Origin of the sequence: Gracilibacillus salitolerans, from assembly GCF_009650095.1 — a bacterium.
Classification (GTDB): Bacteria; Bacillota; Bacilli; order Bacillales; family Amphibacillaceae; genus Gracilibacillus; species Gracilibacillus salitolerans.
Genome location: NZ_CP045915.1, coordinates 156,817 through 176,935, shown reverse-complemented (window position 1 = coordinate 176,935; position 20,119 = coordinate 156,817). Strand labels below are relative to the sequence as shown.

The 20,119-nt window shown below is 38.4% G+C and carries 20 protein-coding genes and 2 other annotated features; all 20 genes read right to left on the bottom strand.

Annotated elements, in window-relative coordinates; genetic code table 11:
• Nucleotides 1-76: 76 nt before the first annotated feature.
• Nucleotides 77-3,619, bottom strand: coding sequence for a DNA-directed RNA polymerase subunit beta (gene rpoB / locus GI584_RS00880; RefSeq protein WP_100362632.1), 3,543 nt, complete (start codon nucleotides 3,617-3,619; stop codon nucleotides 77-79).
• 463 nt (nucleotides 3,620-4,082) lie between these two features.
• The gene (locus GI584_RS00875) at nucleotides 4,083-4,676 is read right to left on the bottom strand and encodes a class I SAM-dependent methyltransferase (protein WP_153789930.1); all 594 of its coding nucleotides are present in this window, start codon (nucleotides 4,674-4,676) and stop codon (nucleotides 4,083-4,085) included.
• 319 nt (nucleotides 4,677-4,995) lie between these two features.
• Nucleotides 4,996-5,358, bottom strand: a complete 363-nt coding sequence (rplL, locus tag GI584_RS00870) for a 50S ribosomal protein L7/L12 (RefSeq protein WP_100362634.1) — start codon at nucleotides 5,356-5,358, stop codon at nucleotides 4,996-4,998.
• Nucleotides 5,359-5,420: 62 nt separating this feature from the next.
• On the bottom strand, nucleotides 5,421-5,921 hold the full coding sequence (rplJ, locus tag GI584_RS00865; protein WP_100362635.1) for a 50S ribosomal protein L10: 501 nt from the start codon (nucleotides 5,919-5,921) through the stop codon (nucleotides 5,421-5,423).
• Nucleotides 5,922-5,956: 35 nt separating this feature from the next.
• Nucleotides 5,957-6,117 (bottom strand) — a sequence feature (ribosomal protein L10 leader region).
• A 65-nt stretch (nucleotides 6,118-6,182) separates the two neighbouring features.
• Nucleotides 6,183-6,878, bottom strand: a complete 696-nt coding sequence (rplA, locus tag GI584_RS00860; protein ID WP_100362636.1) for a 50S ribosomal protein L1 — start codon at nucleotides 6,876-6,878, stop codon at nucleotides 6,183-6,185.
• Nucleotides 6,879-7,051: 173 nt separating this feature from the next.
• Entirely contained in the window at nucleotides 7,052-7,477 is a 426-nt protein-coding gene (rplK, locus tag GI584_RS00855; protein ID WP_100362637.1) for a 50S ribosomal protein L11, read from the bottom strand.
• A 169-nt stretch (nucleotides 7,478-7,646) separates the two neighbouring features.
• Nucleotides 7,647-8,183, bottom strand: a complete 537-nt coding sequence (nusG, locus tag GI584_RS00850; protein ID WP_100362638.1) for a transcription termination/antitermination protein NusG — start codon at nucleotides 8,181-8,183, stop codon at nucleotides 7,647-7,649.
• Nucleotides 8,184-8,319: 136 nt separating this feature from the next.
• Nucleotides 8,320-8,499, bottom strand: coding sequence for a preprotein translocase subunit SecE (gene secE / locus GI584_RS00845; RefSeq protein WP_100362639.1), 180 nt, complete (start codon nucleotides 8,497-8,499; stop codon nucleotides 8,320-8,322).
• A gap of 39 nt (nucleotides 8,500-8,538) precedes the next feature.
• The gene (gene rpmG, locus GI584_RS00840) at nucleotides 8,539-8,685 is read right to left on the bottom strand and encodes a 50S ribosomal protein L33 (protein WP_083939084.1); all 147 of its coding nucleotides are present in this window, start codon (nucleotides 8,683-8,685) and stop codon (nucleotides 8,539-8,541) included.
• 85 nt (nucleotides 8,686-8,770) lie between these two features.
• Complete coding sequence (sigH, locus tag GI584_RS00835) at nucleotides 8,771-9,415, bottom strand: RNA polymerase sporulation sigma factor SigH (RefSeq protein ID WP_100362640.1); 645 nt, start codon at nucleotides 9,413-9,415, stop codon at nucleotides 8,771-8,773.
• Between the two features lie 106 nt (nucleotides 9,416-9,521).
• Complete coding sequence (locus tag GI584_RS00830) at nucleotides 9,522-10,031, bottom strand: NYN domain-containing protein (protein WP_100362641.1); 510 nt, start codon at nucleotides 10,029-10,031, stop codon at nucleotides 9,522-9,524.
• A complete protein-coding gene (gene rlmB, locus GI584_RS00825) occupies nucleotides 10,031-10,777 on the bottom strand; it encodes a 23S rRNA (guanosine(2251)-2'-O)-methyltransferase RlmB (RefSeq protein WP_100362642.1) in 747 nt (248 codons plus the stop codon). Before rlmB ends, GI584_RS00830 begins: the two co-directional genes overlap by 1 nt.
• The gene (locus GI584_RS00820) at nucleotides 10,774-11,184 is read right to left on the bottom strand and encodes a Mini-ribonuclease 3 (RefSeq protein WP_100362643.1); all 411 of its coding nucleotides are present in this window, start codon (nucleotides 11,182-11,184) and stop codon (nucleotides 10,774-10,776) included. The genes rlmB and GI584_RS00820 overlap by 4 nt, the downstream gene beginning before the upstream one ends.
• The gene (gene cysS, locus GI584_RS00815) at nucleotides 11,184-12,584 is read right to left on the bottom strand and encodes a cysteine--tRNA ligase (RefSeq protein WP_153789929.1); all 1,401 of its coding nucleotides are present in this window, start codon (nucleotides 12,582-12,584) and stop codon (nucleotides 11,184-11,186) included. Before cysS ends, GI584_RS00820 begins: the two co-directional genes overlap by 1 nt.
• The gene (gene cysE, locus GI584_RS00810; protein ID WP_153789928.1) at nucleotides 12,574-13,233 is read right to left on the bottom strand and encodes a serine O-acetyltransferase; all 660 of its coding nucleotides are present in this window, start codon (nucleotides 13,231-13,233) and stop codon (nucleotides 12,574-12,576) included. Before cysE ends, cysS begins: the two co-directional genes overlap by 11 nt.
• Before the next feature lie 197 nt (nucleotides 13,234-13,430).
• Nucleotides 13,431-13,644: a binding site (T-box leader), on the bottom strand.
• Between the two features lie 38 nt (nucleotides 13,645-13,682).
• Nucleotides 13,683-15,149, bottom strand: coding sequence for a glutamate--tRNA ligase (gene gltX, locus GI584_RS00805; protein ID WP_100362646.1), 1,467 nt, complete (start codon nucleotides 15,147-15,149; stop codon nucleotides 13,683-13,685).
• Between the two features lie 86 nt (nucleotides 15,150-15,235).
• Complete coding sequence (gene ispF / locus GI584_RS00800) at nucleotides 15,236-15,712, bottom strand: 2-C-methyl-D-erythritol 2,4-cyclodiphosphate synthase (protein WP_153789927.1); 477 nt, start codon at nucleotides 15,710-15,712, stop codon at nucleotides 15,236-15,238.
• Nucleotides 15,709-16,404 carry a 2-C-methyl-D-erythritol 4-phosphate cytidylyltransferase gene (ispD, locus tag GI584_RS00795; protein WP_100362665.1) on the bottom strand — a complete coding sequence of 232 codons (696 nt, stop codon included), beginning with the start codon at nucleotides 16,402-16,404 and terminating at the stop codon, nucleotides 15,709-15,711. The genes ispF and ispD overlap by 4 nt, the downstream gene beginning before the upstream one ends.
• Before the next feature lie 734 nt (nucleotides 16,405-17,138).
• Nucleotides 17,139-18,242 carry a PIN/TRAM domain-containing protein gene (locus GI584_RS00790; RefSeq protein WP_100362648.1) on the bottom strand — a complete coding sequence of 368 codons (1,104 nt, stop codon included), beginning with the start codon at nucleotides 18,240-18,242 and terminating at the stop codon, nucleotides 17,139-17,141.
• 161 nt (nucleotides 18,243-18,403) lie between these two features.
• Nucleotides 18,404-19,774 (bottom strand): DNA repair protein RadA, encoded by a 1,371-nt coding sequence (gene radA, locus GI584_RS00785; protein ID WP_100362649.1) that lies wholly within the window; start codon nucleotides 19,772-19,774, stop codon nucleotides 18,404-18,406.
• Nucleotides 19,775-20,119: the final 345 nt, after the last annotated feature.

Genomic DNA, 20,119 nt, shown 5'->3' with positions numbered 1-20,119 from the left:
CTTTAGTTTTATAGACAATTCTCACCCGATCTGCCTTAATGTAGGAATGATCGGGTTTGAATATCAAAAGTGTTCATTAGCTAGTAGTTTCTTCGATTTCTAGATTGAAGTTATCTGCTGATTGGGAATCATCTTCTTCGTCATCACGAAGTTCAATTTCCTGTTCATCTCCAGATAACATTTTCACATCCATACCTAGACTTTGTAATTCCTTAATTAGTACTTTAAATGATTCTGGAATTCCAGGTTCAGGAACATTGTCGCCTTTAACGATGGCTTCATACGTTTTTACACGTCCTACTGTATCATCTGATTTAACTGTTAAGATTTCCTGTAGGGTATAAGCCGCTCCATAGGCTTCTAATGCCCATACCTCCATCTCACCGAAACGCTGACCACCGAATTGTGCTTTACCACCTAGTGGTTGTTGTGTAACAAGTGAATATGGACCTGTTGAACGAGCGTGTAACTTGTCATCTACCATGTGTGCTAGCTTGATCATATACATCACACCAACAGATACACGGTTATCGAAAGCTTCACCTGTACGTCCATCATAAAGAATGGTTTTCGCATCTCTTGGTAGACCTGCTTCTTCTAAAGTCTCCCATACATCTTCTTCACGCGCACCATCAAATACAGGTGATGCAACATGAATACCAAGCTGTCTTGCTGCCATACCTAAGTGCAACTCAAGTACTTGCCCAATATTCATACGAGATGGTACCCCTAATGGGTTTAACATGATATCTATTGGTGTACCGTCTGGCAAGAATGGCATATCTTCTTCTGGTAAAATTTTGGAGATAACACCTTTATTACCATGTCGACCAGCCATTTTATCCCCTTCGTGAATTTTACGTTTTTGAACGATATATGCACGAACTAGCTGGTTCACACCTGGTGGTAACTCATCACCATCTGCACGATTGAAGATTTTAACATCTAGCACGATACCACCTGCGCCGTGAGGCACTCGAAGTGATGTATCACGAACTTCACGTGCTTTCTCACCGAAAATAGCGTGAAGCAAACGTTCTTCAGCTGATAATTCAGTTACCCCTTTAGGTGTAACTTTACCAACTAACAAGTCACCATCTTCTACTTCAGCACCTACACGGATTATGCCGCGCTCATCTAAGTCGCGTAATGCATCCTCCCCAACGTTAGGGATATCACGTGTAATTTCTTCAGGCCCTAATTTAGTATCACGCGCTTCTGATTCATACTCTTCAATATGAATGGAAGTATAAACGTCGTCCTTTACAAGGCGCTCGCTCATGATGATCGCATCCTCGTAGTTATAACCTTCCCAGGTCATAAAGCCGACAAGTACGTTTTGACCTAGTGCTAATTCACCTTTTTCCATAGAAGGACCATCAGCTAAAATTTCACCTTTAGTTACACGGTTACCTTTTGCAACTATCGGACGTTGGTTGTAGCAAGTACCTTGGTTAGAGCGAACAAATTTTTGCAGACGGTAACGATCCAAGTCACCTTCAACTTCTTTTCCGTCTACTTCTGTAATACGACGAACTAGAACTTCTTTCGCCTGCACACGTTCCACGATACCGTCATGCTTACAAATAACAGCTGCACCGGAGTCTTTACCTGATACATATTCCATTCCCGTACCAACAATTGGTGATTTAGGTTGCATAAGCGGTACTGCTTGACGCTGCATGTTCGCACCCATTAACGCACGGTTAGAGTCATCATTCTCCAAGAACGGAATACATGCTGTCGCAGCTGACACAACCTGTTTAGGTGAAACGTCCATGTAATCTAATTTTTCACGTTTTACAATCGTATTTTCACCACGGAACCTTGCAATTACCTCTTCATCAACAAACGTCCCATCTTCATTTAACTTCGCGTTTGCCTGCGCAACGACATAGTTATCTTCCTCATCCGCCGTTAAGTAATCCATTTGGTTTGTTACCCGACCCGTCTCAGGATCTACTCTACGATAAGGTGTCTCTATAAAACCAAATTTATTTACTTTTGCATAAGATGATAAGGAGTTAATTAACCCAATGTTCGGTCCCTCTGGTGTCTCGATCGGACACATCCGACCGTAGTGAGAATAGTGAACGTCACGTACTTCAAAGCCTGCACGTTCACGAGTCAGACCACCTGGTCCTAATGCAGATAAACGTCGTTTGTGTGTTAACTCAGCTAACGGGTTAGTTTGATCCATAAATTGTGACAACTGTGAACTACCAAAGAACTCTTTGATAGACGCAATGACAGGACGTATATTGATTAACTGTTGTGGGGTGATAGAAGATGTGTCTTGAATAGACATTCTCTCTCGAACCACACGTTCCATACGTGATAAACCAATTCTGAATTGATTCTGTAATAACTCCCCTACTGAACGAAGGCGACGGTTACCTAAGTGGTCAATATCGTCCGTATCCCCAACTTGATGCAAAATGTTAAAGAAATAACTAATTGCAGAAAGAATGTCAGCTGGTGTAATGTTTTTAATGCTATCATCGACATTACAATTCCCTAACACATTAAGCGTTCTTTCACCTTCAGGGTCAGTTGGATCCATAATTTTAATCGATTGAACACTTATTGGTTCCTCTAATACACCTTCATTTGGTTCTAGTATTCTCTCCCCGAAACGGTTTTCGTCAGAGTCTAGTATTGGTAATATTTTATCTAACAAGCGTCTATCTAACTTATCTCCCTTGTTTGCAATCACTTCACCCGTTTCCGGATCCACTAGTGGTTCTGCAAGGATTTGGTTAAATAAACGATTTTTTAAATGTAACTTTTTGTTTATTTTATAACGGCCAACATGTGCTAAATCATATCTTTTTGGATCAAAAAATCTTGAAACCATTAGACTTTTAGCATTGTCTACTGTTGGTGGTTCTCCAGGACGAAGGCGTTCATAAATTTCTAACAATGCCTTCTCACTTGTTTCCGTATTGTCCTTTTCCAACGTGTTCTTTAAGTATTCGTTTTCTCCCAATAAATCTAATATTTCTTGATCATCACCGAAACCTAACGCTCTAAGTAAAACCGTAATTGGTAGTTTTCGAGTACGGTCAATTCGTACATGTACAACGTCTTTCGCGTCCGTTTCAAATTCTAACCAAGCACCTCTGTTCGGGATTACAGTGGCACCATAGCCACGTTTTCCATTCTTATCAATTTTTTTGTTAAAGTAAACGCTAGGCGAACGAACAAGCTGTGAAACAATAACGCGTTCTGCACCATTAATGATAAAGGTACCTGTTTCTGTCATTAATGGGAAATCTCCCATAAAGACTTCTTGCTCTTTTACTTCACCTGTTTCGTTATTCAACAAACGAACCTTTACTCGAAGAGGAGCGTTGTATGTTACATCTCTTTCTTTGGATTCATCGACTGGATACTTTGGTTCTCCAAGGCTGTAATCAACAAATTCTAGTGACAAATTGCCGGCGAAATCTTCGATTGGAGAAATATCTTGGAACATTTCTCTTAAGCCTTCATCTAAGAACCATTGATAGGATGCAGTTTGAATCTCAATTAAATTTGGTAATTCTAATACCTCGCTGATACGCGCAAAGCTTCTGCGTTGGCGGTGTCGTCCGTATTGAACTAGTTGACCTGTCAACTGATTCACCCCTCGATCAATATTAAAGATAGTTGCTATAAAAATAGCACAAATGAAACCACACTTACCATTTATACATAACTTACTATAGGTATTTGACATTTTTCTATAGATCGTATAAATTTAGTAAGTGTTAAACACTCGTCCGGTTAGCATACCGAACAAACCTGTGATCATAAAATGACACAAGCTTTATATAGACATTTGCGATGAGCAAATGTTATTCAATTACTAATAGTTCTGTGGAAAATAATAAAAGGATTCTAAAAAGTTAAGTAGACAATCTCTATTAGCTAATAGCCGTTTAATAGTAACAACAAAGATGCCAAGCTATAAAAGTCATCATGTTGAATAGTTTTGCCTATTTTTAAAAAAAATATACATTTTCCAACATTTTCACTTGACAAACCTTCCGTCCTATTGGCATTTTTCTATACTACCACAAACACCTAACAGAGTCAAATTATTTTGCACAAAAAACAAAGTATCCTTTTTCTTTTTTCACTACTTCTACCTCTTCAAATAATTCGGATAATTTTTTCTTCGCTGAAGGTGCTCCTTGCTTTTTCTGAATGACAACCCACAATTCCCCATTTGACAATAGAGCTTTTTTAGCTTCCTCAAACATTTGGTGTACTACCTGCTTTCCGGCTCTGATCGGAGGATTGGTCAAAATTGCGGCAAATGATTGGCCAGAAACATTGGATAATATATCGCTCTCTTGAAACGTTACATTAGTTATTTTATTTTGCTTCGCGTTTTTTTCGGCTAATGATAATGCTCTTTCGTTTACATCTACGCCGAGAACGGAGCGATCGGAGTGAGTTGCTGCTAAAGCAATACTTATCGGACCATAGCCACAACCAAGATCAAGTAACGGCCCATCTATATCCGGTGTACGAAATGTTTCAATTAATACACGTGAACCAAAATCGACTTCGTTTTTGGAAAAGACACCGTTATCTGTTGTGAAAGTAAAAGTCTGCCCCTCCAGTTGATAGCTCCACGTTTGTGGGTTACTTGCTGCATCAGGAGATTGCGAGAAGTATTGATCCATTTTCACACCAACTTTCTTTTCTTAAATCTAATACATAAAAACAAATCTAAATCAACATAGATAAAAACTGCGAACTATTGAAATATTCGGAGTGATCCTTCCTTCCATTCTGGTTATAGATGAGTAGCTAGTTAGCTGAAGCCGAGCCCACGGAAAGCGCAGTATTCTGCCGAAGCGCATGCCAAATCTCATCAAAATTTTGAACGGAAGAATGCAAATCTTCGCAAAAGTTATATCGCAGTTTATGCTCATTATTGAAATTTTTTATTTGTAAAGAAAAGCTCGCCATTGTTCATAGCGAGCTTTTTGTGGGTAATTCTTATTTTAATTCTACTGATGCTCCAGCTTCTTCTAGCTTAGATTTCATTTCTTCTGCTTCTTCTTTTGCAATACCTTCTTTGATTGCGCCTGGTGCGTTATCTACAAGATCTTTAGCATCTTTAAGTCCAAGACCAGTGATTTCGCGAACAGCTTTAACAACTTTAATTTTAGAAGATCCAGCACTTTCTAGTACTACATCAAATTCAGTTTGTTCTTCAACTGCTTCTCCAGCGCCAGCACCTGCTGCTGCTACTGGTGCTGCTGCAGTTACACCAAATTCTTCTTCGATTGCTTTTACTAAGTCATTTAATTCAAGAACGGACATTTCTTTAATTGCTTCAATAATTTGTTCATTAGACATGTTCAATTCCTCCTAATTTTATTTTATATTACGAACATAAAATGTCTTGTGATAAAAATTTCTTACGCACCTTGCTCTTCTTTTTGCTCTGCAACAGCTTTTGTTGCGTATGCAAAGTTTCGTACTGGTGCTTGTAGTACGCTGAGTAGCATAGAAAGCATTCCTTCGTAGTTTGGAAGATCCGCAAGTTCTTTGATTTGCTCAAGTGTTGCTACAGACCCTTCAACCACGCCACCTTTAATTTCTAATGCTTCGTGCTCTTTTGCAAAGTTATTTAAAACTTTTGCTGGAGCCACAATATCATCTTTACTGAATGCGATAGCTGTAGGACCTACTAAAACATCATTTAATTCAGTAAGTTCAGCTTCTTCTACCGCACGACGCGTCATTGTGTTTTTATACACTTTAAATTCCACGCCTGCTTCACGTAGTTGTGAACGCAATTCCGTAACTTCTGCAACATCAAGACCTCTGTAGTCTACAAGGATCGTTGATTGGCTGTCACGAAGTTTTTCTGCAATTTCAGAAACAACTTGTTTCTTTTGTTCAATCACCTTTGACATGATTCCACCTCCTAGAACGCGATCATTATACCGCCCGTATAAAACGAAAACCTCCATATCTTTGTAGACATGGAGGTTTATGACTGTACACAGTAATTCTTTATTAAAAAGGAATTCTGTTATTTATCCAGACACACCTCGGTAGGAAATTAAGCTTAGCAGCCCCTACTGTCTACGGTATAATGTATTAAATTTATTTTGAAAATAGTCAACTTGACCCTTAAGAATTATATTAGATCTTCAAGTAAAAGTCAAGAGAAATTATTTTGTGAAAGCTGATGAATCTACTTTAACGCCAGGTCCCATTGTAGATGATACTGCTACGTTACGAATATACGTACCTTTAGCAGCTTGTGGTTTTGCTTTGGCAACTGTATCTGCTAATGCATTAAAGTTGTCTACAAGCTTATCAAGATCAAACGATACTTTACCAATTGGCACGTGAATGTTTGATTGTTTATCCACACGATATTCTACCTTACCTGCTTTGATTTCATTAACAGCTTTTTCTACTTCGAAAGTTACTGTTCCAGTTTTAGGGTTTGGCATAAGACCTTTTGGTCCTAATACACGACCAAGCTTACCTACTTCAGCCATCATGTCAGGAGTTGCCACGACTACATCAAACTCGAACCAACCTTGGTTGATTTTGTTGATTAAGTCTTGATCCCCTACATAATCAGCGCCAGCAGCCTCTGCTTCTTTCGCTTTGTCCCCTTTTGCAAATACAAGAACTGTTTGTGTTTTACCAGTTCCGTGTGGTAGCACCATTGCTCCACGGATTTGTTGGTCTGCTTTCTTTGGATCTACTCCAAGACGAAAAGCAGCTTCAACCGTTTCGTCAAAATTTGCAGTAGAAGCTTTTTGAACTAATTCTAATGCTTCTTTTGCTTCGTAAACTTTTGTACGATCAACAAGTTTTAATGCTTCTTGTTGCTTTTTTGTTTTCTTTGCCATTTTTAATTTCCTCCTTCTGTGGTTTTAACGGTTATACCTCCCACTTACTTAAGCGGAAAAGTTAGATTCAAATGCAAGACATTCATTCCTAACTAGACCTCAAAGATAAAGGTTGCGGGTGATGAAGCATTCTCCACTACCGCAACCTTCCGCTTTTGTACAACGCTGTGAGATTAGTCTTCGATAACGATACCCATGCTACGTGCAGTACCTTCGACCATACGCATTGCAGCTTCAACATCAGCAGCATTTAAGTCTGGCATTTTTAATTCTGCGATTTCTCTAACCTTGTCGCGATTAAGTGTTGCCACTTTGTTACGATTTGGTTCACCTGACGCAGTTTCAATACCAGCTGCTTTTTTAAGCAACACTGCTGCTGGTGGAGTTTTTGTAATAAATGTAAATGAACGGTCTTCAAATACCGTAATTTCTACTGGAATAATCATACCAGCTTGATCCTGGGTTTGAGCGTTAAACTCTTTACAGAATCCCATGATGTTAATACCTGCTTGACCTAATGCTGGCCCAACTGGTGGTGCGGGATTTGCTTTTCCTGCTGGAATTTGTAGTTTTACAACTGATTCTACTTTTTTAGCCACGAGACACACCTCCTTAAGTCCGTGATGTGGTAATAGGGCACTCGCCCTCCCACTCGATTACATATGCAAAAGATAACCTTATACTCGAGGCATAAAGAACATAAGAATTTTAGCATTTTATAAACAAAAATGCAAGTAGTTTTCCTATATTTTTATATCAACAAGCTCTTTATGATAACTTCTTAACTTGTGAAAAATCCAATTCAACTGGTGTTTCTCTACCAAACATATTAACATGGACTTTTACTTTTTGTTTATCTAAATCTATTTTTTCAATGGAACCGGAGAAGCCGTTAAATGGTCCATCTACTACTTCCACCGTTTCTTTCATTTCAAAGTCTACTTCCGTAACTGGTTCATCATAACCCATGCGCTTCAAAATAGATTCTACTTCTTCTTCCAATAGTGGTGTCGGTTTGGATCCTGAACCAGCAGATCCTACGAAACCTGTCACACCTGGAGTATTACGCACAACATACCAGGAATCATCTGTCATAACCATTTCGGCTAACACATACCCTGGGAATACTTTCTTTTTAGCTATTTTCTTTTTTCCGTTCTTAATTTCTGTTTCTTCATCTTCTGGGACTAATACACGGAAAATCTTGTCTTCCATCCCCATAGATTCTAATCGTTTTTCTAAATTGGTTTTTACTTTGTTTTCATAACCTGAATAAGTATGCACGACATACCAGTTTTTTTCCATAATATCGAGGGGCTTTGCTCGCCCTTCCCTCCCTTAATTTAACTTCTCCTCGGTCGATTTCTTTGCATTTAAAAAACCCGCCAAACGGGTTCTTTTCTTACATATTTAGTTACAGTATAACATATATAATAGCGATTTATTCAAATAACATATTAAGAAGTTGTGTAATACCTAAATCAATAAGTGCAAAAAAAACTGTTACAAAAGCAACGGTAAAAACTACTGTAATCGTATAACGAGTTAACTCACGGCCTCTTGGCCAAGAAACTTTCTTCATTTCCCGATTGACATTCTTTAAAAAAGTAACTGGTTTCACAGAAGGTACCTCCAAACTGTCTTCTACTACCGTCAAGTTCTACTTTGTTTCGCGGTGAATGGTATGCCGGTTACACCTTTTACAAAATTTCTTTATTTCAATTCGATCAGAAATCGATGGATTCTTTTCCGTACTATAATTTCTACTATGACAAACCTCGCACGCAAGTGCTATTTTTTTACCCAATTTTCCCACCTCTTATATGGGTTTTCACACTTATTATAATGTAGCATTCTTAAAGATCACTGTCAACGACAACTAGCAGAATTGTTTAAGATATATATATACCACTAGCTTCTAAGTATTTTTCTAACTTTCTTTTTACTCGTTGCAATGCATTGTCGATAGATTTAGCGTGGCGATTTAATTCGGAAGAAATTTCTTGATAGGATTTTCCTTCAAGGTAAAGTAATAATACTTCCCGCTCTAACTTACTTAGCAATTCTGCTAACTTATTTTCCATATCTCCATAACGTTCTCTATTAACGAGCAATTCTTGCGGATCCATCGCAATAGTAGCTTCTAAAACATCTAACAATGTCCTCTCAGAATCATCGTTATAGATCGGCTTGTCTAAAGAAACATAAGAGTTCAACGGCATATGCTTTTGCCTTGTGGCTGTTTTAATAGCTGTGATGATTTGTCTGGTAATACATAATTCTGCAAAGGCTTTAAAGGAGGCAAGCTTGTCCTCTTGGAAATCACGAATCGCTTTATAGAGACCGATCATTCCCTCTTGTGCAATATCTTCATGATCAGCTCCTACGAGAAAATACGTTTTGGCTTTCGCTCGAACGAAAGATTTATATCGTTGAATTAAAAATTCGAGCGCTTGTGTGTCTCCGTTCTGCACTAGCAATACTAATTCATTATCGTCTAAATGCTGAAAGTCAGTATCTCTATTTTCTACTCGCATGATAGTTATTGGGACTCCTCCCGGCTTTGTGCCAATAATTAGGTATTGCAGACTATAATAGCAACATTATACAGGAAGCGCTTTAATTACGTCAACTGCTCTTTTGTTATTTATTACCACGGCGCCATTTCTCAAACACTTGCAACACGGTGTCGTCCAACGGAATTTTACTCTTTATTTTATTTTGTTGATGTTCTTCTATATCTACCTCAATCTCCTTTTGAATATTTTTTAATTCGATATCCAATTCCCTCGCAGAGATTCGAAATGCTCCTTGTGCAAAAATCGTACGCTGTTCTGTATAATCAGAAGTTGCTACAAAAACCTTTGTCCGTACATTCTTAAACTCTTTAACGAGGCGCTCAATACATTGGTCAGCAGTTTCGTTTTCTTTCGTAAAGATTACCTGTACTTTATATTGTTGTTGCCTATTTTCCAAACCTCTTACTTCATAGGCATCGAAAACGACGATTACTTTTCTCTTACGGTATGCTTGGTATTCTGCCATTTTGTCAATTAACAGGAGTCTTGCTTGTTCTAAATCCTTATCCTTTAAAGCCTTTAATTCCTCCCAAGCACCAATCATGTTGTATCCATCGACTAAGAGTACATCCATTAGGACTCACCATGTTCGTCTCTTTTTCGGAATACTTCATACATTAATAAACTTGCTGCAACGGAGGCGTTTAAAGAGGAGACAGATCCACTCATTGGTAAACTAACTGTCCAATCACAATTTTTCTTTACTAAGCGGCTTATTCCTTTACCTTCATTGCCAATGACAAGGGCAATAGGCAGCTGACCATCTAGTTTACGATAATCCTCTGTAGCCTCTGCTTCTGTACCAACGATCCATACATTTCGCATTTTTAATTCTTCTATTGTCTGTGCAATATTTGTTACTCGCACAACCGGAATATGTTCTATCGCTCCTACAGATGTTTTGGCAACAGTAGCGGTTAGTCCTACCGCTCTTCGTTTCGGGATAATAACACCATGAGCACCTGTTGCATCTGCACTACGTAGAATGGAACCTAAGTTATGCGGATCTTCTATTTCATCCAAAATTAAAAAGAACGGCGGTTCATCCCTTTTTTCTGCTATGTCAAACAACTGATCTAAAGATGCATAGTCATAAGCTGCAACTAACGCTGCAATACCTTGATGATTCCCATCAACTAATTGGTCTAATTTCTTTTTGGGTACTCGTTGGACCGGGGCATTTTTTGCCTTCGCTAAACCTTGGAGCTTTTTTGCTAATGGTGCATTGAGATTTTCTGTCAGATATAATTTCTGGATAGAACGATCGGATTCTAATGCTTCCATGACTGTATTCTTACCAATGATCCATTCTCCGCTCATTCTTGACCCTCTCCTTTCTCTGTAATGTCAATCGCTTGTTTTATTAATAACTCTAACCGTTCATACTGTTGGTCTAAGTATAGAAACCCAATTAACGCTTCGAACGCTGTACTGTGCCGATAAGCTTGTACACTGGTATTCTTGGGGACCGAACCGGATTTGGCATTTCGTCCCCTTTTAACTACAGCCAGTTCTTCTGTTGTAAGTTGATTTGTTTCCATCCAATGATGAACTACTTTTGCTTGGGAGGTTGCTTTTACAAATTGTACAGCATGTTGATGGAGCTGCTGTACTTTGACAGTCCCTTTATTTATTAAATATTCCCTTACGTATTTTTCGTAAATCGCATCCCCCATATAAGCCAAGGCAAGACTTTTCATTTCTTTTGGCTGCTGCTGTGTCATCATTAACCTCGCTTCCATCTTGTACCTTGTGGTGTATCCTCAAGAATGATATTGCGTTCTTTCAGATCATCACGAATTTGATCTGCTAGTTGAAAGTCTTTGTTTTTTCTTGCTTCGATTCTTTTTTCTATTAACACTTCTATCTCTTCATCAAGCAATGCCTCTTCATCTGTCTGAGGAATACCTAACACCTCTAACCACGCTGTTATTGTATCCATAAATGCATCAATTACGTCTGCATGTGTATGGTCTGACTTCAAATAAACATTAGCTTCTTTAACAAGATCAAAGATAATCGCTATTGCATTCGCGGTATTAAAGTCATCATCCATTTCTTTTTCAAATTGTTGTTTTAACGATTCTACTTTATCCAACCATTTTTGATTATCGTCGGCTAAATTAACAGTAGATTCTTTACGGTGTTCCAGATTCGTTAAAGCATTTAGAATCCGGTCAAAACTATTTTTCGCACTCTCTAATAATGCATCACTAAAATTGATCGGGTTTCGATAGTGGACACTTAACATAAAGAAACGCAATACTTTTGGATCATGCTTTTGAATTAAATCATGAGCTAACACAAAATTACCGAGTGATTTCGACATTTTTTCATTATCGATATTAATATACCCATTATGCATCCAATAATTTGCGAATGATGTTCCATTACCTGCTTCAGATTGGGCAATTTCGTTTTCATGATGTGGGAACGTTAAATCTTGACCACCGGCATGAATATCAATCGTATCACCGAGATACTTTTTAGCCATTGCCGAGCACTCAACATGCCAACCTGGACGGCCTTTCCCCCACGGTGATTCCCAAGATATTTCTCCATCTTTCACTTGTTTCCACAAAGCAAAATCTAGCGGATCTTGTTTTTTCTCACCCACTTGGATACGTGCACCTGATCTTAATTCATCAATCGATTGATGGGATAGCTTACCATACTGTTCAAATGATCTTGTTTTGAAATAGACATCACCATCCGCTTCATAGGCATGCCCTTTATCGATTAAGGTAGAAATAAAGCTAATGATGTCATCCATTGTTTCTGTTACTCTAGGATGGTGAACGGCTTCTTTTACACCTAGGACACCGACATCTTCTTTATAAGCTTTGATAAAACGTTCAGCAATAGTTGGTACTTCTTCTCCTAATTCCTTAGCAGCGTTGATCAGCTTATCATCGACATCTGTGAAATTGAGAACATAGTCTACTTGATACCCTTTATATTCAAAATATCTTCTTACTGTATCGAAAACGATAGCTGGACGTGCATTTCCGATATGAATGTAGTTATAAACGGTTGGACCACACACATACATCTTGACACGATTCGGCTCTATTGGTTCAAATTTCTGTTTTTTTCGTGTAAGTGTATTGTATATACTAATCGTCATGTCGATTCGCTCCTTTTAAGTCTTCTAATTCTTTTTTTAATCGTTGCATCTCATCATCCATTTCTTTCAACACTTCACTAATAGGGTCGGGAAGCTTATGATGATCTAAGTCTTTACGTACTTTCTCTCCATTTTGTATAACAATTCTTCCTGGTATTCCGACAACAGTTGAATGATCCGGAACATCTTTTAATACAACAGAACCGGCACCGACTTTTGAGCTTTCACCAATTGTAATCGATCCTAATACTTTTGCTCCTGTGGCGACTAGTGCATTATCTTTAAGGGTTGGGTGCCGTTTTCCTTTTTCTTTACCTGTACCACCTAACGTAACGCCTTGGTATATCGTTACATTATCTCCGATTTCGCATGTTTCACCAATGACTACGCCCATCCCGTGGTCAATGAAAAAGCGTTTGCCAATTTTGGCGCCTGGGTGAATTTCGATACCAGTAAAAAAGCGACTGATTTGTGAAATGACTCTGGCAATGAAAAAGAATTTTTTCCGGTAAAACGTGTGTGCGATTCGGTGTGACCATATGGCGTGTAAACCAGAATACGTTAAACAAACTTCGAAATAGGTTCTTGCTGCCGGGTCTTGATCAAAAACAACTTCGATGTCTTCTTTGAGTAATTTGAAAAAACCCACGGATTATCATCCCCCCTATTGTGTAAATATAAGTGCTTGTAACCGAGAAAATCGAGCACCAACCGCCGACCTGGCGCTGATTATTTAATTTATTGTAGATACAAACTGCGAACTTATGACTTTCTTCCATTCTGCTTATAGGTGAGTGCTAGCCTACGCTATTTTTCTAATTAAAAAAGCGTCTCTGGGTTTGATACCTCAGAGACGCTTTATGCGCGGTTCCACTCTGTTTAGGGAATGAATATCCCCTCCACTTTGACCGATAACGGTGGTAAACCGTTCCTCCATACTTCTTTCAGGAAGAAACTCTGAGGTGCATTTCAAAGAAACGTGCTTCAACCATTCTCAGCCTGTGATGGTTTTCTCTGGACAAGCGACATTTCTTTTACTTCTCCTCGTCAACGTACCCTATTACTTATTATTATAGTAGCTTTACTAAAATTTGCTACTTATTTGATTCGTTCTAATACATTTTCCAGTCTTGCTTTGACAATATCTTCCCCTAAAAGATGAATCGCATTCGGTAATTCAGGGCCATGAACCTGTCCAGTTGTCGCAACACGAATCGGCATAAATAGTTTTTTACCTTTTTGCTTTGTCGCTTTTTGTGTTGCTTTAATACTTGCTTTGATTGCTTCGGGTGACAATTCTTCTATATTACTAAATTGCTCCAAAAAGCCTTCCAATACTTCTGGCACCTGCTCTTCTTTAAGTACTGCCATTGCTTCTTCATTATAGTTAAGTTCTGTTTTGAAGAAAAGTTCTGTTAACTCGACAATTTCTGCACCATAAGATAATTGGTCATGATATAAACTGATTAAATTCACTGCCCAGTCTTTTTGCTCTCCGTTCATGTCAGCTGGCAGTTTACCTGCTTCGATTAAGTGTGGCAAGCTTAGTTCCACCACTTCATCCAAAGAAGCCTGTTTAATATATTGATTATTCATCCATTTTAATTTTGCCGGGTCAAAGATTGCTGGTGATGTTGACAAACGTTCTGGATCAAATATCTTAATAAATTCTTCTTGAGTAAACAGTTCCTCTTCGCCAACTGGTGACCAACCTAGTAATGTAATAAAGTTGAACAATGCCTCTGGTAAGTAACCAAGATTTTTATATTGTTCAATGAATTGCAAGATATGCTCGTCACGTTTACTTAACTTTTTGCGATTTTCATTTAATATTAATGTCATATGGCCGTATTGGGGTGCATCCCAACCAAATGCATCAAAAATCATCATTTGTTTTGGTGTATTCGAAATATGCTCTTCCCCACGTAATACATGGCTTATTTTCATATGATTATCATCAATCGCAACAGCGAAGTTGTAAGTTGGAATACCATTTTTCTTCACCATTACCCAGTCACCAAAATCACTGGATTCAAAGGTAATGTTACCACGTACAATATCATTGAATGTATAGGTTTTATTATCTGGCACACGGAAACGAATACTAGGCTTACGACCTTCCGCTTCGAATTGTTTTATTTGATCCTCGGTTAAATCGCGGTGTGCTCCAGAATACTTCGGCACTTGTCCATTAGCACGCTGTTCTTCACGTTCTGCTTCCAACTCTTCTTCTGTCATATAACATTTATATGCAAGACCACGCTCTAACAGCTCATCCACATATTTCTGATAAATATCTAAACGCTCTGTTTGACGGTATGGTCCATACTCACCACCGATATCTGCACCTTCATCCCATTCCAATCCGAGCCACTTTAAATAGCGTAATTGACTTTCTTCGCCACCTTCAACATTACGCTTATCATCCGTATCTTCGGTACGAATAATGAATGATCCACCCAAATGTTTGGCATATAAATAATTAAAAAGTGCTGTTCTTGCGTTTCCAATATGCAAATGCCCTGTTGGACTTGGTGCATAGCGTACACGTACTTCATTTCCCATTATAATTGTCCCTCCATCATTTTTAAAACGGTCTTTTTCAACTATTATCTTTATTTTACCATTACTTTCGACAAAATGTTACGTTTTTATTTCTTCATCAGCAGGATAACAGCTTGTGCAGCTATCCCTTCTTTTCTTCCGGTAAAACCAAGCTTTTCTGTAGTTGTCGCTTTAACATTAATTTGCTCCTTCTCACATTGCAGGAGACAAGCAATATTTTCCTGGATTGCTTTGATATATGGTGCAAGCTTAGGGGCTTGTGCAATCACAGTACAATCGATATTACCAAGTTTATAACCTTTTTCTTCAACTAGTTTCCATACTTCTTGCAATAGCTTTTGTGAATCAGCATCTTTAAACTTAGTGTCGGTATCTGGAAAATGCTTGCCGATATCTCCTTCACCAATTGCTCCTAGACACGCATCTGCAATAGTGTGTAGTAACACATCGGCATCAGAATGTCCTAATAAACCATATTCATAAGGTATATCAATACCACCGATAATACACGGTCTTCCTTCGACTAATTGATGCACATCAAAACCTTGTCCGATACGAATCATTGTTTCTCCTCCTGTCGCTCTAAGATCATTTCTGCTCGCATAATATCTTCTGGAGTAGTCAATTTAACATTTTGATAAGTGCCATGAACGATATCTACCGGAACTCCTAAAGCCTCAACGAGCGACACATCATCTGTACCTAGAAATTCAGCTGCTATTGCCTGTTGATGTGCTTTTTTAATTAATTGATATTCAAAGGCTTGTGGTGTTTGAGCAGCCCATAATGTTGAACGATCCAATGTTTCTATTTTGTTACCGTTTTTTCTTTTTATCGTATCGGTGACAGGGACGGCGAGCAATGCGGCTTTCTTCTCCTTTGCGGCGTGGGCAAGCTCATGTAATTCTGCTTCCTCCACAAATGGCCTTGCTCCGTCGTGAATCATGACAACCATATCTTGGTTTTCCTCGCTGATGGCGAGTAGCCCTTTATAGCCGCTTTCTTGTCGTTCTCTGCCACCGTAAACAAATGAAATTTGGTTTTGCCACTGATAGGCAGTGATTAAATCTTCCATTTGTTTTTGCTCATTTGGGTTGATGACTAAGTAAATATTGTGGCACCAACTATCCTGAATGAATTTCTTTAAGGTATGTATAATTAATGGTTCTTTTAATAGTTCTATGAATTGTTTGTTTTTGCCTGCGTTCATGCGTTTACCTTGCCCTGCCGCTAACACGATCACATTATATTTTATCATGCGACCACCCCAATCTCTAATTAACTAGCTTACTATTCTGTCCCATTATCGTTCCAGTGATCTTTTGTTATTTTTCTCCATTGATTGTAACATCTCCAAAGAACAGAATGAACCGAATTTCACTTTCACCTTCTATGTAGTTCATAGTAGATACAAACTGCGACATAGTGAAAATTTTCTCCCATCCTGATTTTTGATAAGTGGTTTGGATACGCTCCGGCAGAATACTTCGCTTTCCGTGGGCACGGTCTCAGCCTCCTCAAAAAGCAAAGTGCGCTTTTCTGTGGGGTCTTCAGCTCGCGCTGTTCCCACAGGAGTCTGCGTATTCTGCCTGCGCTAGTAGTGATTTTCTGATTATTATAAGAATATAAAACTCATGAAATTATATTCTATGGATTCCCTCTTACTTGCTCGGGAAACTACTCTAAGCTGCGGAAAAATGCGACACTCCTGTGGGAAAGGAACAGTCTGAAGACCCCGCAGTGAGCGTTCTTTGCTCGCAAGGAGGCTGAAGCGTTCCCCACGGAAAGGGAGTGTTTTTCCGCAGCGTCGGACTAGCACTCATCTCAAATAAAATGGGAGGAAGGAACACAAAAGTTACTTCGCCGTTTATGTATTTTGCGTATCATTCTATATTTCGTTTGGTATGTCTGAAAGTGCAATTATAAATTAACAAAAGTGATAACAATCATGTTATCACTTTTGTCTATCCTTTATAAGTTATACCTTTTTCAGAGTGCTTTTTCAAGCAATTTTGGTTTGGCGAAGATCATTCGGCCTGCTGATGTTTGCAGAACGCTTGTAATCACGACTTCGATGTTCTGTCCGATATAGTTCTTACCTTCTTCTACAACAATCATCGTTCCGTCATCTAAATACGCAACACCTTGGTTCTGTTCTTTACCATCTTTAATGACCTGTACCGCTAATTCTTCACCTGGTAACACAATTGGTTTAACGGCATTTGCTAAGTCATTAATATTTAAGACTGGCACCTTCTGGAACTCACAAACTTTATTTAAGTTAAAGTCATTCGTTACGACAATCCCATTCATCACTTTTGCTAGCTTTACTAATTTACTGTCGACTTCTTGGATTTCCTCGAAGTCACCTTCATAAATTTCTACATTTATTGGTAAATCCTTCTGAATACGATTTAGTATATCCAAGCCTCTTCGACCTCGATTTCGTTTTAATGCATCTGATGAATCAGCGATATGTTGTAATTCTTCTAAAACAAATTGAGGAATAATAATCGTTCCTTCTAAAAAGTTCGTTTGGCATATGTCTGCAATTCGTCCATCAATGATCACACTTGTATCTAATATTTTAGGTTTTGGTAATTCAGCATCATACTCTTCAGAAGTTAAAGATTTCTTTTTTTCTTTTTTAGGCAATGTTAATAGATTTAAAAACTCATCTCTTCTTTTAAACCCTACCTGAAATCCAAAGTAAGCCAGTAAGACACTTAAAAAGATCGGTACTACCTGTGAAACAACTCGTATTTCAATCGATTGAATCGGATCATTTAAGAAATACGCAATAATTAAACCAATAATAATACCTAAACTACCAAATAATAAATCCGACACTGGGGCTTTCATTAACATTTCTTCAATCCAGGCAAAGAAACTCACAATATAATCAGAAATCCATATAGAAAGAATAAATAAAATAATTGCTCCTAATACTAACCCCACATAAGGCGCTACATAACCAGTTGTTAACCAAGTACCTTCAGCAAACCCTATTAATTCCAACAATCTTGGAATATATAAATATCCAGCGGTACCACCTGCAATAATAAAAAATAGTTGCACGAATCGTTTTAGCACCACAGTCACCTCCTATAGACTAGTCTCTCCAATTACCAAAATTTTAAACATTTTTTATTACTTTTTAATAAGAAAGAAATACACTTACCTACAATGTATGCAATCTTTCCTAGAGAGCATACTTCTTAAATCATACATATAAAAAGATAAACTTATAGTATTTAATCTCCTAATGCTACTTTAATTGCCTCTTGTACGGAATTAATGCCAATAATTTCAATTGACGCAGGGACCGTCCAACCATCCATATTTTTAGCGGGGATGATGGCTCTCTTAAACCCTAATTTAGCGGCTTCTTGTACACGCTGTTCAATTCGCGATACTCTTCGTACTTCTCCCGTAAGTCCAACTTCACCGACTAACACATCATCTGTATGTGGAGCTCGATCTCTAAAGCTTGAAGCAATACTAATCGCAACCGCTAAGTCAATGGCAGGCTCATCTAATTTCACGCCACCCGCTACCTTTACATATGCATCTTGGTTTTGCAACATTAAGCCTACCCTTTTTTCTAATACAGCCATTAATAATGGAACTCGATTATGATCAATTCCGGTCGCCATTCGCCGTGGATTACCAAAGCTGGTAGGAGATATTAATGCCTGGATTTCCACTAGTACTGGTCTTGTTCCTTCCATCGATGCGACGATAGTTGAACCAGCCACACCTTGTGATCGTTCTTCTAAAAAAATTTCGGATGGGTTTAATACTTCTGTTAACCCCTCTTCTTTCATTTCAAAAATACCCATTTCGTTCGTACTGCCAAACCGGTTTTTTACTCCCCGTAAAATTCGGAAGGTATGGTGTCTTTCTCCTTCAAAATACAATACGGCATCTACCATATGCTCAAGCAGTCTAGGACCGGCAATAGAGCCTTCTTTCGTCACATGTCCAACTATAAAAATAGGTATATGATTTTGCTTCGCAATGCGCATCAGTTCACTTGTACATTCGCGAACTTGTGAAACACTACCTGGAGCACTAGTCACTTCTTCTTTATAAATGGTTTGAATCGAATCAATAACAACAAAACCTGGTTTCAATTGATCAATTTGGTTTGAGATATCTACTAGATTCGTTTCCGAAAGTACATATAGTCTGTCTGATGAAATATCCAATCTATCTGCTCTCAGCTTTGTTTGCCTTGCTGATTCTTCTCCAGAAATGTATAGCACATCTAAGTCGCGTTGTGATAATTGACTAGAAACTTGCAGTAATAACGTGGATTTCCCAATACCTGGATCTCCACCGATTAACACTAGTGAACCTGCTACAATACCACCACCAAGCACACGATTTAACTCTTGCATTTTGGTTTTAATTCTTGGTTCTTCCTGTAACTGGATACTTGTTATTTTTTCCGGTTTTTGCGCTGTGGTAGCACCTGTTGCCCAATTACCTCTTGTTGTTTTTGCAGCTGTGACCTCTTCTACTAAAGTATTCCACTCGTTACACCCTGGGCATTTCCCCATCCATTTGGGTGATTCATAACCACAAGATTGACAAACAAATTTAGATTTTCGCTTAGCCAAAAGTATCGCTCCCTTTCATTATATACGAAAATACCCGTCCATAAGTTACAAAGATCTATCAATTTAGTTAAAGATGTATGTAAAAAGTGTAAAAAAAGTAAATAATTCTAATCTCATCCATCCCCATATCACGATATACCAACACACCACTGTAGATACAAACTGCGAACCTGTGAAAACTCTGTTTAGTGTAGCTTTCTTCCATTCTTCCTATAGAAAGTGCTTAAATACCGCTCCGGCAGAATACTCCGCTTTCCGCAGCGATGATACTGCACTCATCAACAAAAGAATGGTAGAAAGCAAATCCTCATGACAGTTATTTCGCAGTTTATGTTTACTTGAGAT

What these genes read in the sequence shown, in the direction of transcription:
- GI584_RS00875 (WP_153789930.1), bottom strand. Translation starts at nt 4,676, where the DNA reads ATGGATCAATACTTCTCGCAATCTCCTGATGCAGCAAGTAACCCACAA.
- rplL (WP_100362634.1), bottom strand. Translation starts at nt 5,358, where the DNA reads ATGTCTAATGAACAAATTATTGAAGCAATTAAAGAAATGTCCGTTCTT.
- rplJ (WP_100362635.1), bottom strand. Translation starts at nt 5,921, where the DNA reads ATGTCAAAGGTGATTGAACAAAAGAAACAAGTTGTTTCTGAAATTGCA.
- rplA (WP_100362636.1), bottom strand. Translation starts at nt 6,878, where the DNA reads ATGGCAAAGAAAACAAAAAAGCAACAAGAAGCATTAAAACTTGTTGAT.
- nusG (WP_100362638.1), bottom strand. Translation starts at nt 8,183, where the DNA reads ATGGAAAAAAACTGGTATGTCGTGCATACTTATTCAGGTTATGAAAAC.
- sigH (WP_100362640.1), bottom strand. Translation starts at nt 9,415, where the DNA reads ATGCGAGTAGAAAATAGAGATACTGACTTTCAGCATTTAGACGATAAT.
- GI584_RS00830 (WP_100362641.1), bottom strand. Translation starts at nt 10,031, where the DNA reads ATGGATGTACTCTTAGTCGATGGATACAACATGATTGGTGCTTGGGAG.
- rlmB (WP_100362642.1), bottom strand. Translation starts at nt 10,777, where the DNA reads ATGAGCGGAGAATGGATCATTGGTAAGAATACAGTCATGGAAGCATTA.
- GI584_RS00820 (WP_100362643.1), bottom strand. Translation starts at nt 11,184, where the DNA reads ATGATGACACAGCAGCAGCCAAAAGAAATGAAAAGTCTTGCCTTGGCT.
- cysS (WP_153789929.1), bottom strand. Translation starts at nt 12,584, where the DNA reads ATGACGATTAGTATATACAATACACTTACACGAAAAAAACAGAAATTT.
- gltX (WP_100362646.1), bottom strand. Translation starts at nt 15,149, where the DNA reads ATGGGAAATGAAGTACGTGTACGCTATGCACCAAGTCCAACAGGGCAT.
- ispF (WP_153789927.1), bottom strand. Translation starts at nt 15,712, where the DNA reads ATGATTCGTATCGGACAAGGTTTTGATGTGCATCAATTAGTCGAAGGA.